We start from the raw sequence: 14,734 nt of genomic DNA on the forward strand, positions 1-14,734 counted from the left end.
CACAATGCGCCGATCCAGCCGTGAGCCAGCGGCACTGTTTGGGAGACAACAATGAAAAAATACCTGGGTGGGTTTGCCGCGTTCGCTGCTTTGGCCGCCAGCACATCGGCTATGGCCGATGGCAAGTTCCAGCGCGTGGAATTCTTCGGCTCTTACGGTGAGCTGGATGCGCCGGGATCGAGCGACAACTACGACGGTATTGGCGGTGGCTTGCGCATCGTGGGAGGACGGCGTGTCGGTCTGTTCGGCGATCTGCAGGCCGAATACATTCCGAGCGAACTCGATGCTGGCGTCACGACGAACGATCTCGACATCGAGAACTATCGCGGCGGCATCGGCTATGGCCTGCCGGCGTTTGGTGACATCGGTTTCCTGCAGCTCAAGGCCGAATATGTCTCGTTGCGCACCAACTCGGAGGAGTTCGTTGTCGACGGCGCGGTAGCGACACTCACCACGGTGAAAGACAATCAGACGGGCTACGGCGTGCATCTGCAGGCCGAACAGGATATTGCCGGCAGCTTCGGCATCGACGCCTCGGTCGGCTACCTGGATCTCGAAGATGTCGACGGCACCGAATTCACGGTGGGTTTTCACTGGGTACCAGACAACTACGGCTTCTTTACCCAATTCCGCTGGGCTAATCTGAACGGCAAGGACAACGGCAGCCCCGATGTCGAGTTCAGCACGCTGCGCGTCGGCTTCCGCGTGCCGTTCTGAGTCGGCAAGCCTGAACAGGAATCCCGTCATTCCCGCTCGCGCGGGGATGACGCAGGGTTTTACTCCTCGTCGGGCTCGCTGCTGTCCGCGGGGCCGAGCAGGCGCTCCGCTTCGACCCCCGGCAATTCCTGCACTGATTTCAGCTGACGCGTGATCGCGCGCGTGCGCACGCCGGTGGCATCGAGCTGGTTGGTCGCCTCGTCGAGCTTCTTGCGCACCTTGTCGAGCACGTCGCCGAACTTGCCGAACTCGGTCTTCACCGCGCCGAGCACCTGCCAGACTTCGCTCGAACGCTTCTCGATCGCCAGCGTGCGGAAGCCCATCTGCAGGCTGCTGAGCAGCGCGGTCAGCGTCGTCGGTCCGGCGATGACGATGTGCTGCTCGCGCTGCAGATTGTCGACCAGACCCGGCCGGCGGATGATCTCGGCATACAAGCCCTCGTTGGGCAGGAACAGCACCGCGAAGTCGGTCGTGTTCGGCGGCGAGATGTACTTGTCGCTGATCGATTTCGCCTGCAGGCGCACGGCGCGCTCCAGCTGCACTCCGCAGGCCTTGATCGCCTCCAGGTCAACGCGCTCCTGCGCGTCGATCAGGCGCTCGTAATCCTCGATCGGGAACTTGGCGTCGATCGGCAGCCAGACCGGCGCGTCGTGGTCGCCGCGCCCGGGCAGGCGGATCGCGCAGTCGACGACCTCGCGGCTGCCGGGCTTGGTCATCACCTGCTTGGAGAACTGCTCGGCGGTCAGCGTTTGCTCCAGCAGCGCTTCAAGCTGCACCTCGCCCCAGCCGCCGCGCGACTTCACATTGCTGAGCACCTTCTTCAGATCGCCGACGCCGGTCGCCAGCACCTGCATCTCGCCGAGGCCCTTATGCACCTGCTCAAGCCGTTCGCTGACGTGCTTGAAAGATTCGCCGAGCCGCCGCTCCAGCGTCTCGTGCAGCTTCTCGTCGACGGTGCGGCGCATCTGCTCGAGCTTCTCGGCGTTCTCGCCGCGCAGTGCGGTCAGCGAGCCTTCGACGCCCTCGCGCAGCTCCTTTGCGCGCTGCAGCTGTTCCTCGCGGAACGCGTTCAGCGCGGCGAGCTGCTCGCCGCGGCCCTGGTTGAGTGCCGCGGCCGAGGCTTCGAGCCGCGCGGTCAGCTGCTGGACCAGCGCCTGCTGCTGCCCGACAAACTGATGCTGGAACTGCTGGATGCGGTCGCCAAGCTCGGCGCGCTGAGCCGCGGCGTGAACCGACTGTTCCTGACGCGATTGCGCGGCTTCTTCTCGCAGCGCACGTTCGCCGCGTTCCTGGTTTGCCAGCAAGGCCTTGAGGCCGTCGAGCAACTCGCTGTTATCGGCCTTGCGTGCAAACAGCCAAGCGCCGAGCCAAGCGCCCAGCAGGGCGCCGATCAGGGCGACAACAGCCAGCAGCACAGGCAATGAGGCAATTTCGGTCATGCCTCATTGTAGGGGAAGCACTGTCGACGACGGGGCCGGGTGAAGACCGGATCAGCAGACCTCGTAGCCCGGGTGCAACCCGGGGTCGCCGCATCGGCGGGCGCAGACCCCCGGGTTGCACCCGGGCTACAGCAAGCCGTGCCGCGGTCGAGGGGAATTACTCCACGATCGCCGGATGCGCCTGCGTCGGGCCGCCCAGCATCGGCCGGTGCGACGGCGGCTGGCGGCCTTCGTCGGTCAGGCCGTACTCCTGCGCCAGCTCGGCGCCGACGACGACCTGGCCGGACTTCTCCATGCGCTTCGGGTCCTTGTACAGCGCGGCGATGAGGTGACCGGTGAACTCCGGTGTTTCGGCGATCTCCCAGAAGCCGGCGTATTTCTGTGCATCCGCATCCATCACGCGCTTGGTGCGGTCGGTGCGCAGCATGCCCATCCAGATCGAGATCGCGGCGACGTCGTGCGCGCGCAAGTCGACCGCCATGTCCTTGGCGAACTTGTCGACACCGACCTTCTGCGCGCCGTAGGCCGGGCCGTGCATGTAGCAGCTTGCGCCGAAGCTCGACGTGAAGGCGATGACGCCGCGCTTGTTCGGCACCATCAGCGGCGCGGCGTACCAGCTCGCGATGTAGCCGGAGCGCAGGCCGACGTCGAGGATGTCGACCTGGGCCAGCGGCTTGGTCCAGAAGCCGCCTTTCTCGATCAGCGTGTCGTCGATGTATGCGGCGTTGTTGACGAGGATGTCGACGCGGCCCTGTTCGGCCTTGATCTTGTCGAACAGCGCCTTCACGTCGCTGTCCTTGCTGTGGTCGACGGCGACGGCGATGCCCTTGCCGCCGGCCTTGGTCACCGCTTCCGCGGTCGCGGCAATCGTGCCCGGCAATGCGGCGTCGCCTTCCTTCAGCGAGCGGCCGGTCACGTAGACCGTCGCGCCATGCGCGCCGAGCGCAATCGCAATGCCCTTGCCCGCGCCGCGCGAGGCGCCGGTGACGACGGCGACGACATCCTTCAGATCTGTGCTCATCTCACGACTCCTCAAAGTTTGTGTTCCCCCTCCCTTCGACGAGGGGAGAGGGAGAATATCGGTCCGTTTTGTTTACTTCCGCAGCTGAAACTTCATCACCTTGCCCGACGGATTCGTCGGCAGTGCCGTCACGATTTCGACGCTGCGCGGCACCTTGTAGTTCGCCATCTGCTCGCGGCACCAGGTGACCAGCGCCTTCTCGTCCAGCGTCTGCTCGGGGCGCAGCACGACGTAGGCCTTGCCGACCTCGCCCATGCGCTCGTCCGCCACGCCGACGATCGCGACCTGCGCAATCGCCGGATGCGCGGCCATGATGCGCTCGATCTCCGCCGGATAGCAGTTGAAGCCGCCGGTGATGTACATGTCCTTCAGGCGATCGGTGATGCGCACGTAACCGCGCGCGTCGAGGTTGCCGATATCGCCGGTGTGCAGCCAGCCGTCGGCATCGATGGTTTCCGCAGTCGCCGCCTCGTTGTCGAGATAGCCCTGCATGACGTTGTAGCCGCGCACGACGATCTCGCCGGACTCGCCAGGGCCGACCGCCTGGTTCTGTTCATTCACGCAGCGCAGCTCGATGCCCTCGATCGCCTTGCCGCTGGTCAGCGCGATCGTCTCGGCATCGTCGCTGGCTTCGCACAGCGACACGACGCCGCAGGTCTCGGTCAGGCCGTAGCCGGTCAGCACGACCTTGAAGCCGAGCTCCGCCCTGATCCGTTCAATCAGCGACGGCGCGATCGCCGCGGCGCCGGTGATTGTCGCGCGCAGCGTCGACAAGTTCGTCGTCGTGCGCGCCGGATCGTTGAGCAGCGAGATGAACAGCGTCGGCGGTCCGGGCAGCACCGAGATGCGGTCCTTCTCGATGCGCTTGAGGATGGCGGCCGCATCGAAGATCGCATGTGGCAGCACGGTCAGGCCGGCGAGCAGACCGGCTAGCCAGCCGACCTTGTAGCCAAACGAGTGGAAGAACGGATTGGCGACCAGGTAACGGTCGTCCGGATTCAGGCCGACGGCCTTCGACCAGGCGGCGATCACGCGCAGGTTCTGCTCGTGCGTCGTGACCACGCCTTTCGGTTTGCCGGTCGTGCCCGAGGTGAACAGGATGTCGAGGCGGTCGGTCGGCTGCACCTTGGCCTGCGCGGCGACGACATCCTCGGTGTGCGACTGGTCGGCCTTCGCCATGAAGGCACGCCAGCCGACGTCGGTTTCATGGGCATCGCCGATGACGACAACGTGCTCCAGCGTCTTCGGCCAGTGCTCGGCAATCAGCGTCGGGAAATGCTGGCCGAGAAAATGGCCGGCGCAGAACAGCACGCGCGCGCCGCTCTTTTCGAGGATGTAGCCGGCCTCCGCGCCCTTCATGCGCGTGTTGACCGGCACCAGCGCTGCGCCGACGGTGTGGATCGCCAGACCCGCGACGATCCACTCGACGCTGTTCGGCGCCCAGATCGCGACACGGTCGCCGTGCTGCACGCCCAGCGCGAGTAGCGCGCGCGCGGCGTAGATGCGCAGCTGGTCGAGCTCGGCGTACGACAGCTCGCTGCCGTCCTCGCCGATCACGGCGGTGCGCGAGGCGTGGCGTTGGACCGAGGCGGCGAACGCGCTGGGGACTGTATTGCTCATATCGATGCGCTCCGCAGAACCGTCATTCCCGCGAAAGCGGGAATCCAGGGAATGCACTGCTGCGCTCTCCGCCCTGGATTCCCGCCTTCGCGGGAATGACAATGAGCCTTCAATCCGCCCACATCAGATAACCGTTGTCGATGCGCATCTCCGCACCGTTGATGAACTTCGACTCGTCGGACGACAGGAACAGTACGAGATTGGCGATGTCCTGCGGCTGCGCGAAGCGCGCCTGCAGCTGCTTCGGATCCTTTTCGCGCACATAGGCGTGCGAGGTCGGCGCGCCCTTTTCCTTGTGCAGGTTGAACACCATCGGCGTCGCGATGCCGTCCGGGTGGATCGAGTTGCAGCGGATCTTGTACAGCCGCGCGCGGCAGTGCGCGGCGACCGAGCGGGTCAGGCCGGCGACCGCGGCCTTCGATGCGCTGTACGCGCAGAACGACGACTGGCCGCCGATGCCGGCCATCGACGACATGTTGACGATCGAGCCGTTCGGCCGTTCCTTCATCGCTTCGAGGCCGTACTTGCAGCCGAGGAAGTAGCCGTCGGAATTGATCTTCTGGATCTTCTCCCACAGCTCCAGCGTCGTGTCTTCGATATTCGCCTGGGCGAGGATCGCGGCATTGTTGACGAGCACGTCGACGCCGCCGAACTTCGCCTTGGTCTGTGCGATCACGTCCTTCCAGCCCTGCTCGGAGGAGATGTCGTGCTTGATGAAGATCGCCGCGTCGCCGATGTCCTTGGCGACCGCGCGGCCGGCTTCCTCGTTGACGTCGGTGAGCACGACGTTGGCGCCTTCACGCGCGAGCAGGATCGCGTCTTCCTTGCCGACGCCGCTGGCCGCACCGGTGATGATCGCGACCTTGTTGCTGACTCTGCCCATGCTGCGCTCCTCGGAATTGTTGTGATGTGAGTGTTCAGCCAGCGGCCCGCGCCGTTGCGTGGGCCGCGGCACGGCGGCCGGACCACAGGCAATCGGCGATCGACAGGCCGCTGACGTAGAAATTCGATGCGACGCCGACGGCGTTGCGGCCGGCGGCGTACAGACCTTCGATCGTTTCGCCGCGCTCGTTGAGCACCAGACCGCTGGCCTCGTCGACGCGCAGGCCGCCGAGCGTGATCGCCGGGCACGGGAAGGTCTTGCTGTCGGCCGAGATGTTCAGCGCGAAGTACGGCGCGGTATCGAGTGGCGCGCGCATCGTTTCGGCCTTGCCGAGCGAGTCTTCGCCGGTCGGTCCGGTCGCGCTGTAGCGGCTGATGCTCTGTTCGAGCGCCGCCGCGGGCATGCCGAGCTTGGCGGCAAGCAGCGCCGGTGTTTTCGCGCGTGGCGCGAACAGCATCAGGAAGAACGCCGGCACGCTCTGGAACGCCCACAGGCCGCCGAACAGGGCTTCCTTGATCGCCGCCCAGCGCAGCTTGCGATCGAGGATCAGCCAGGCGCGGCCCTGGTGTGCCTCGCACATCTCGACACCGAGCTTTGCCCCGTACACCTGCTCGTTGCAGAAGCGCTCGCCGTTGCCGTCGACGACGATGCCCTTGGGCCAGAACGTCGGCGGATTGATGAAGCGCCAGGCCGACACCTTCTCCATCCGTGCCGCGACGCCGCCGGCCGACAGGCCGAGGCGGATGCCGCTGCCGTCGCAACCGGTCGTGCCCAGGCGCATCGTCTGCTGGTACTTCGGCGCGTGGCGCTTGACCATCTCGCGGTTGAAGATGAAGCCGCCGGCGGACAGGATCACGCCGCGCAGCGTGCGCACGCGGACGCGCTCCGCATGTTCCAGCTCGATCGCCAGCGCCTTGCTGCGCAGGCCGTCGGCATAGGCCGGCGCGAAGTTGTGCAGCGCCTCGGCGCGGCCGATCAGCTTCTGGTGCGTGCGCGCCGCCGCGGAGCCCGGTACGAGGCGCCAGACTTCGGCACCGACGACACGGTTGTCCGCATCGACGATCAGGCGCCGCACCGCGGACTGCGTCTGCATCGGAATCCGCAGCGCATCGATGCGCGCGCGCAGGAATTCGTACAGCGCCTTGCCGGACAGCCAGCTACCGCGCGTGCGGTGGCCGCGCGGCGCCGGTTCGGCGTGCTTCGCGTAGGCCGGAACCGCTTCGTTGCCGGAGTAATACAGATAGACGCCGTCCTTCGGATACGAGGTCTTCGGCGGCGTGGCGTCGGAGCGGAAGTCCGCGCCGATCGACTCCAGCCACTCGATCAGGGCCACGCTGTCGTTGCAGAAGCGCGCGAGGGTGTCGGGCTTGACCGCGTCGCCGGTCTCCTGGCTCAGGTAGGCCGTCATCGCCACCGGCGTGTCGTTGTAGCCGGCCTTGCGCTGATGCGCGGTACCGCCGCCGGCGTAGACCACGCCACCGCTCTTCGCTGTCGCGCCGCCGCCGTCGAAGCGATCGACGACCAACACCTCGGCGCCGTTTTCCCGGGCGACGATCGCCGCCGCGCTGCCGGCTGCCCCGCAGCCGACGACGAGCACGTCGACGGTCTGCTCCCACGGCGCGCGCTCAGCGCTGTCGACGCGGACGGGGGCATCAATCGGCAGGGTGCCGTCTGCGCTGGCAGCGGTCATTGGGACGCGGTTTCCAGAAGGTGCGGTGAGTACCGCGATTATTTGTAAATCGGCTTCAGAAACCTCGTCCGTCCTGACTAGCTCGCGCCGGGCGACGGGGAGTCACGGGAAGGCCGCCGGGGAGCATGTAGATCTTTCTACCTAGGAGATTTGTGGGCTGGGAGGGCGGAGCCGGGGTCGTTACGATGACTGTTGCTCAAACAGCGGTTCAAAAAAACAGCTTCATCAGGGAGGTTCCCATGTTCAGATCCGTCAACAATGCCGGCGCCGCGGCCGTGCGCCCCATTACTCCAGGAAGGTCGGCGGCGGTGTCGCTGGTGGCTGCAATGGCGCTGAGTGCCTGTTCCCATGGAGGGGATAGCGATGTGTTCGGCATTAGGGCCACCGCGACGCCGACCACAGCTGCGACACCGACTGCTATGGCGACAGTGACCCCCGATCCGTCTTCGACGCCAACGCCAACGATGACACCGATGCCCACGATGATCGTGGAGCCGTCGATGACTCCGGCACCGACGATGACAGACGAGCCGTCGATGACCCCGACGCCGACGTTCACGGCGAGCCCGACGCCGCCTGCGACACCGACCCCGTCCCCCGCGTCCGATTCGTCTGCGATGGCCTGCCTCAATCCCCGGCTGTATGAAGTGGGCGCCCGAGCGGCACGCACGGCGGTCGGCAACGACGGAGGCGACGAGTATCGATCCAGCTACGACGTGCTCGCGACGCGCGAGACCTCGTTCAATGGTCAGATGGTCGTCGAACTCAAGACATTGATCGAAGAGACCGAAGGCGCCGAGGTCTTCAGAGAAACGATCTACGAATACGTCCGCCTCTCAAGCGATGGCAAGCAACGCCTGGGCTACGGTGACGTCGATGATGAGGGCTATAGCTGGTACAACGAGCCGGCGGCGGTCTTCCGGTTCGATCTGGAGCCGGGCGACGAGTACGTCCAGACCTTCTCCACCAGGCAAGCCTGCAGCACTGCAGCCTGCGGTGGAGCCAGCGGCAGTCCCGCAATTTTCAGGACCACCCGGACGACACGCTATCTCGGCCGCGAGACGATCACGGTGCCCGCCGGCCGGTTCGCGACCTGCAAATTCAGTTTCAGCGAGAAAGGTGACCCCGACGCCGGCGGTACGATCTGGCTCGGCGTCGACAACGGCCTGCTGATCCGCGAAGAAGCGGCCTTCGGCTACGTACAGGAAATGACCGAAGCGGCGATCGATGGTGAGCCGGTCTCCGGCAAGCGCGCTGCGGCCAGATGAGCGCAGCGTGGCAGCGGCAGCTGACTACGCGCAGCTGCCGCTTCGCTCGCGGCACAACGGATTCAGAGATCGGCCCGTAGCCTGGATGAAATCCGGGGTGTGCCCAGCCGGAAAGCGCTGATCCCGGATTTCATCCGGGCTACGCAGTCTGCGCGGTCAGGAATCCTTGTCCGGTCTGCTGCGGAACAGTGGATAGAAGATCAGCACATGCCAGGGGTCCGGCCGCGCCTCGTTCTCGACGCCGAAGCGTTCCGGGTAGCGCCGTGTGATGTGCGCGGTGCCGAACAGCACGTCCCAGAAGAACAGCAGGTTGCCGAAGTTGCCGTTGTAGTGGCCGACGCCGTCGGACTCGGTATAGGCGTGGTGGGCGAAGTGCGTTGCCGGCGTCGAGATCGTGCGCTCGACGATCCAGGCCAGCGGATGCAGGACGCGGTAGCGGTACAGCACGCTGTCCCAGCGCACTTCGCTGTGCGCGCCGATCGTGACGACGAGCTTGACCAGGTAGTACCAGAAATAGACGTAGCCGAACCCAAGATAGACCAGCACGCTGGCGAGCCAGAGGTTCGGCATGAACAGGTCGTAGAAGAAGCTGTTGCGGAACACGATCCGCGCGCCCATGTACTCCGGCGTGTGATGGAACTTGTGAAACGGCCACAGCCAGCGGTGGTGGCTGATGCGGTGATACCAGTACTGCACCATGTCCTCGAAGATCAGGAAGGCGAGCACCTGCAGCCACCAGGGCGTGTCGATCCAGGCGTCGGCCATGTCCGGCAGGATGTAGCGTTCGATCGCCGCCGCGCCGTAGACGATCAGCGGGCCGACGAGCACCGAGGCCTGCAGGAAGGCGGCGACGTCCAGGCCGTTGTTACGGCGTGAGACGCTGCGCAGCGGAAAGCGCCCGAGCAGGAGCTCGGCCAGCATGTAGATGCCCAGCACCAGCGCCACCGATGTGACGGTTTCCGTCATGGCCAGCCTATCCTTGCGCGTGACACGGCTGCGGGCGATCTCCCGCAGTGCGCCGTGATCGAGATTTCAGGCTTCGGATATACCGCAGTGCCGCCGCTTTCGTCGAGCGCGTGACCGGTCCGGAGCGAAATATCCCAGCGGCGCTTGCGCGCTTGCCGGGCCGATGCCGATCGCCGGCTTCAGCGCCCCCCGCCGGCCAGGTGCCGCGCAACGCGCCGCCCTGAATAGACGCAGTCCGCATAAGACAGGCCGCTGACGTAGATGTTGGAGCAGATGCCGATCGCGTTGCGCCCGGCGGCATACAGGCCTGCGATGACGCCGCCCTGTTCGCCGAAAACCGCGCCGCTGGATTCGTCGATGCGCAGGCCGCCGACGGTCATCGTCACCATCGGCAGCAGCTTGCTGTCGATCGACGCGTCGATCGCGTAATAGGGGCCAGCGCCGATCTGCGCCATCTCGTTCGGACGTTTCTCGAACGCGTCTTCGATCTCGCCGCGGGCGGCGCGGTTGTTGGCGTCGACGGTGGCCTTGAGCGTTGCCGCGTCGAAGCCGATCTTGCTGGCGAGCTCGTCGAGCGTCGCGGCCTTGGTCGCATTGAACATCAGGTTCAGCACCGCGACGTCGCGCTGGAACGGCACGATCTTCGGATCCTTGGCCTGCGCGTAGGCGTCTGCGCGCAGCTTCGCATCAAGGACGATCCAGGCCTTGCCATCCTGCTTCTCGACGATCGCGTCGCCGAGCGATGCGCCGTACAGCGTCTCGTTGACGAAGCGTGCACCGCGGGCGTTGACCAGCATGCCCTGCGCCCAGGCCTTCGGCGGATTGATGAAGCGCCAGGCGCTGATGCGGTCCATCAGCCCCAGCGTACCGCCGGCGCTGGCGCCCAGCACGATGCCGCTGCCCATGTCGCCGAGCGTGCCGTTTGGCAGGCCGGCGCTGTATTTTGGGGCGTAGTGCGCAACCATTGCCGGATTCATGATGAAACCGCCGGCCGACAGCAGCACGCCCTTGCGCGCGCGGATCCAGCGCGACGTTCTCTGCGTGTTCTCGATCTTCTGTGCGCGGTTCAGATACCAGCGGCCGATCGCATAGGTCAGCCAGGCGAGCGGAAAGCTCGGCGGCAGCGCGGCAATCCATTTCGAGGCCTGCGCGATGAAGCGCCCGAAGCGCGTCGCCTCTTCGCTGTTCGCTGCAATTTGCAATACGCGGACGCCGACGACGCGCCCCTGCGCATCGACCGCGAGCTGGCGGGCTTCCGCGTACTTGTGGAAGCGCATGCCGCGCTTCAGTGCCGCATCGCGCAGCGGATCGTAGATCGCGCCGCCGAGACCCCAGGCCTTCTTGCCGTTGGTGGTAAAGCCGCGATGGCCGCGCGCCGCCGGCTTGGCGTGCTTCATGTAAGGCGCGGCGAGCGAGCTGTCGGGGTGATAAAGGAAATAATCGAGCGGCGGATAGGAGCTCTTTTCCTTCCAGACCTTGCTGTTGAACGGCGCGCCATGTTTGATCAGCCAGTCGACGGTCTCGACGCTCTCGTCGCAGAACTGGCGCAGCGTGGCGTCGCTGACGACGTCGCCGACTTCGAGCTTGAGATATTTGTACATCTCCTCCGGCGTGTCGGTCTCGCCGGCTTCGCGCTGCACGGCGGTGCCGCCGCCGGCATAGAACACGCCGCCATTGGCTGCACTGGAGCCGCCGCCGTCGTAGCGGTCCAGGGCAAGCACGTCGAGGCCGCGTTCAACGCCCTCGAGCGCCGCCGCCACGCCGGCGCCGCCGAGGCCGACGACGACCAGATCCGCGCTTTCGGCGAAATCGAAGTGTTCGACATCGTCGATGCGCAGCGGCGCTTCGACCTGCAGACCCCAGGCCTGCCAATCCTGTGCTTTCACGCGGTTCCCCTCGTTATTGCCGCAGCATCGACGCTGTTTGCGGCGGCCGGCATCCCGCAAGCGGACGAGGGTTTTGCGCGCAGGGACCAGCGATCTTCACCCCAACGGATGAAGCTGCTGAGGCCCCCGCTTCGGATAATGCTGATATCTCTATAAAAACCGGGCGGTAGAGCGATGAAGATTCAAGCGCTGGCCTATGTGGTCGCCGAATCCACCGATATCGGCAAGTGGCAGCACTATGGCGAGCAGGTGCTCGGCATGTCGACCTCGGCCGCGGCCGGCGGCGGACTGTATCTGAAGATGGACGAGCGCAAGCAGCGCATGGTGATCGTGCCGGGCGCGACGGACCGCTACATCGCCTCCGGCTGGGAAGTTAGCTCCAGCGCCGATTTCGATGCGACCGTCGCCGCGCTCAAGGGCGCCGGGGTGGCGGTGCAGGACGGCAGCGACGCCGAGCGCCAGTCGCGCCTGTTCGATCGCCTGGCGGTGTTCAGCGATCCGGCCGGCAACCGTCACGAACTGGTGCAGGGCTACAACGGCGGCGAGTCGCCGTTCGTCTCGCCGATCGGCGTGGCGGGCTTCAAAACCGGCACGCAGGGCATGGGTCACACCGTGCTGCCGGCGGCGCCGGGTTTCGACGCGACGCTCAAGCTGTTCCAGGACGTGCTCGGCTTCGGTCTGTCGGACAAGTTCAATTTCCAGCCGGGCCCGGACGCGCCGGTGATGCGCATTTACTTCCTGCATGCCGGCGCTGGCCGTCACCACAGCATCGCGCTCGCCGAAATGCCGAACCCGGCCGGCTGCGTGCACATCATGGCCGAGGTCAACACGATGACCGACGTGGGCCTCGCCAGCGAGCGCCGCGCTGCTCACAACGTCAAGCTGATGGCGACGCTGGGCGAGCACGAGAACGACCGCATGACCTCGTTCTACATGCTCACGCCGGGCAATTTCGCGATCGAGTACGGCTGGGGCGGCATCACGGTCGATCCGAAGACCTGGCAGACCACGGAGACCAAGCAGGTCTCGATCTGGGGCCACGATTTCTCGGTCGGCTTTCAGTAACGCAAAACTTCAATCATGAAAATCAACAAGGAAATGACGGCCGCCCAGGTCGTCGCGACACTGCGCGACGGCATGACCATCGGCATTGGCGGCTGGGGTCCGCGGCGCAAGCCGATGGCGCTGGTCCGCGAGATCCTGCGTTCCAACCTCAAGGATCTGACGATCGTCGGCTACGGCGGCGCCGACATGGGCATGCTGTGCGCGGCCGGCAAGGTATCGAGGCTGATCTACGGCTTCGTCTCGCTGGACTTCATTCCGCTTGAACCGTTCTTCCGCATCGCGCGCGAAGCCGGCACGATCCAGGCGATGGAGCTCGACGAAGGCCAGCTGCACTGGGGCCTGCGTGCGGCGGCGATGCGCCTGCCGTTCCTGCCGACCCGCATCGGCCTCGCGACCGACCAGCTGAGCAAGGTCACGCCGCAGTTCCGTACCGTCACGTCCCCCTACGATGACGGCGAAGTGCTGCTGGCGATGCCGGCGATCAAGCTCGATGTCGCGCTGGTGCACGTCCACAAGTCCGATCGCCTCGGCAACGTGCGTTTGTACGCGCCGGATCCGTTCTTCGACGAATGGTTCGTGCGCGCCGCGGATCGCACCTTCGTCAGTTGCGAGGAACTGGTCGATCGCATCGACTCGGACGAGCAGGACGCAAAGTGCAATCCCTTCGAGCGCAATCTCGTCACCGGCGTCGCGCAGATCCGCGGCGGCGCGCACCCGACCTCGAACGTCGCGGTGCAGGGTGGCGGCTATGGATGGGACGCGACGCACATCAAACGCTATTGCGCGGCGGCTGAGGAAGAGGGCGGTTGGGCCAAGTACGCCGAGGAATTCCTCAACGGTGACGAGGCTGCCTATCAGCAAGCCGTCGGTGGCCTCGACGCCATCGTCAAACTGCCGCGCCAGGTTTTCTGATCATGACGACCACCACTGAATTCACGCTTGCCGAACTGCTGATCTGCGCCTGCGCCGATGTCTGGGCCCAGGAAGGCGAAGTGCTCGCGACCGGCATCGGCATCATTCCGCGCCTCGCCCAGGGGCTCGCCAAGCTCACGCACAGCCCGGGCCTGATGATCACCGACGGCGAGGCTTATCTCGTCGAGGAGCCGGTCGTCATTGGCGCGAAGAATCACGAAGGCCGTACCTACGGTGGCTGGATGCCGTACTCGCGCGTGTTCGACAATGTCTGGGGCGGCAAGCGTCATGCGCTCGTCGGTCCGGTGCAGGTCGACCGCTGGGGTCAGGCGAACATCTCCTGCATCGGTGAATTCTCCAAGCCGAAGCGGCAGATGCTTGGCCTGCGCGGCTTCCCGGGCAACAGCATCAACCACGTCAACTCCTTCTTCGTGCCGAACCACGGCACGCGCGTGTTCGTCGAGAAGGAAGTCGATCTGGTCTGCTCGGTCGGCTACCGCAAGGAGCGCTGGCCGGCCGGCGTCAAGAACGATTACATGGGCATCCACCAGATCGTCACTGACCTCTGCGTGATGGACTTCGGCGGGCCGGACCATGCGGTGCGCGTCGTCAGCCTGCATCCGGGTGTGACGTTCGAGCAGGTGCAGGCCGCCACCGGCTTCCCGCTGCTCAAGGCGCCGGACCTGGGCGAGACCGCGCATCCGACCGCGGAGCAGCTGGCCATCATCCGCAAGCTCGATCCGAAAGACATGCGCGGCAAGCAGCTGAAGGACAACCCGCCCGGAATTCGAGCGAAAGCATGACCGCGAAGGTTCCCGTCCTCGAAGGCTGGTTCACGCTCGACGAGCAGCCGCATCTGCTCGGCAACCGCTGCACGCGTTGCGGGACGTACTACTTCCCGCAGCTGAAGACCGGCTACTGCCGCAACCCGGATTGCGAGAGCGAGTCCTTCGAGGACGCGCCGCTGTCGCGCACCGGCACGCTGTGGTCGTTCACCAACGCCGCGTACCAGCCGCCCGAGCCGTACATCGCGAGCGAGCCGTATCAGCCGTTTGGGATCGGCGCGGTCGAGTTGGCGAAGGAAAAGATGATCGTGCTTGGGCAGCTCGCGAAGGGCACCGATCTGAAGGCACTGAAGGCTGGTACCGCGATGGAGCTGGTGCTGGAGCCGCTGGATGACGGGAAGCTGACGTGGAAGTGGCGGGTGGCAGCATGAGTTTTGTTTTCTTCCTGGTCTCCAACTCACCGTTCACGTCGAGTGCCGCGC

General features: G+C 65.6%; 14 protein-coding genes. 6 read left to right on the forward strand and 8 right to left on the reverse strand.

Translation table 11 applies throughout. The annotated features are described in order from the left end of the window. Nucleotides 1-51 precede the first annotated feature (51 nt). Nucleotides 52-717, forward strand: a complete 666-nt coding sequence (locus AC3WUF_RS17440; protein WP_492427944.1) for an outer membrane beta-barrel protein — start codon at nt 52-54, stop codon at nt 715-717. 59 nt (nt 718-776) lie between these two features. On the opposite strand, the gene AC3WUF_RS17445 is transcribed toward AC3WUF_RS17440, so the two are convergent. From AC3WUF_RS17445 to AC3WUF_RS17470, 6 genes are all read right to left on the reverse strand, one after another. After that, complete coding sequence (locus tag AC3WUF_RS17445) at nt 777-2,156, reverse strand: DNA recombination protein RmuC (protein WP_492427946.1); 1,380 nt, start codon at nt 2,154-2,156, stop codon at nt 777-779. Nucleotides 2,157-2,313: 157 nt separating this feature from the next. Further along, entirely contained in the window at nt 2,314-3,177 is an 864-nt protein-coding gene (locus tag AC3WUF_RS17450) for an SDR family NAD(P)-dependent oxidoreductase (RefSeq protein WP_492427948.1), read from the reverse strand. 72 nt (nt 3,178-3,249) lie between these two features. Then, nucleotides 3,250-4,797 carry a FadD3 family acyl-CoA ligase gene (locus tag AC3WUF_RS17455; RefSeq protein WP_492427950.1) on the reverse strand — a complete coding sequence of 516 codons (1,548 nt, stop codon included), beginning with the start codon at nt 4,795-4,797 and terminating at the stop codon, nt 3,250-3,252. A gap of 109 nt (nt 4,798-4,906) precedes the next feature. Further along, on the reverse strand, nt 4,907-5,680 hold the full coding sequence (locus AC3WUF_RS17460; protein WP_492427952.1) for an SDR family oxidoreductase: 774 nt from the start codon (nt 5,678-5,680) through the stop codon (nt 4,907-4,909). A gap of 34 nt (nt 5,681-5,714) precedes the next feature. After that, on the reverse strand, nt 5,715-7,370 hold the full coding sequence (locus AC3WUF_RS17465) for an FAD-binding protein (RefSeq protein ID WP_492427954.1): 1,656 nt from the start codon (nt 7,368-7,370) through the stop codon (nt 5,715-5,717). Nucleotides 7,371-7,578: 208 nt separating this feature from the next. Further along, nucleotides 7,579-8,001: a hypothetical protein gene (locus tag AC3WUF_RS17470; RefSeq protein ID WP_492427955.1), complete on the reverse strand. Its 423-nt coding sequence runs from the start codon at nt 7,999-8,001 to the stop codon at nt 7,579-7,581. Nucleotides 8,002-8,017: 16 nt separating this feature from the next. On the opposite strand from AC3WUF_RS17470, the gene AC3WUF_RS17475 reads away from it, so the two are divergent. Further along, nucleotides 8,018-8,638: a hypothetical protein gene (locus AC3WUF_RS17475; protein WP_492427957.1), complete on the forward strand. Its 621-nt coding sequence runs from the start codon at nt 8,018-8,020 to the stop codon at nt 8,636-8,638. 156 nt (nt 8,639-8,794) lie between these two features. Here AC3WUF_RS17475 and AC3WUF_RS17480 read toward each other — a convergent pair whose 3' ends face one another. Further along, a complete protein-coding gene (locus AC3WUF_RS17480; RefSeq protein ID WP_492427959.1) occupies nt 8,795-9,604 on the reverse strand; it encodes a sterol desaturase family protein in 810 nt (269 codons plus the stop codon). Between the two features lie 179 nt (nt 9,605-9,783). After that, the gene (locus tag AC3WUF_RS17485) at nt 9,784-11,490 is read right to left on the reverse strand and encodes an FAD-binding protein (protein WP_492427961.1); all 1,707 of its coding nucleotides are present in this window, start codon (nt 11,488-11,490) and stop codon (nt 9,784-9,786) included. 174 nt (nt 11,491-11,664) lie between these two features. Between AC3WUF_RS17485 and AC3WUF_RS17490 the strand changes: the two genes are divergently transcribed. Genes AC3WUF_RS17490 through AC3WUF_RS17505 form a run of 4 tightly spaced genes read left to right on the forward strand, consistent with a single transcriptional unit; the run spans nt 11,665 to nt 14,683 of the window. After that, on the forward strand, nt 11,665-12,555 hold the full coding sequence (locus AC3WUF_RS17490) for a VOC family protein (protein WP_492427963.1): 891 nt from the start codon (nt 11,665-11,667) through the stop codon (nt 12,553-12,555). Between the two features lie 21 nt (nt 12,556-12,576). Further along, nucleotides 12,577-13,467, forward strand: a complete 891-nt coding sequence (locus tag AC3WUF_RS17495) for a CoA transferase subunit A (protein WP_492428429.1) — start codon at nt 12,577-12,579, stop codon at nt 13,465-13,467. A gap of 2 nt (nt 13,468-13,469) precedes the next feature. Then, complete coding sequence (locus AC3WUF_RS17500) at nt 13,470-14,270, forward strand: CoA-transferase subunit beta (protein ID WP_492427965.1); 801 nt, start codon at nt 13,470-13,472, stop codon at nt 14,268-14,270. Continuing rightward, a complete protein-coding gene (locus AC3WUF_RS17505; RefSeq protein WP_492427967.1) occupies nt 14,267-14,683 on the forward strand; it encodes a Zn-ribbon domain-containing OB-fold protein in 417 nt (138 codons plus the stop codon). The genes AC3WUF_RS17500 and AC3WUF_RS17505 overlap by 4 nt, the downstream gene beginning before the upstream one ends. Nucleotides 14,684-14,734 lie beyond the last annotated feature (51 nt).

The sequence above is a fragment of the Fontimonas sp. FW305-C-3 genome, from assembly GCF_058783185.1.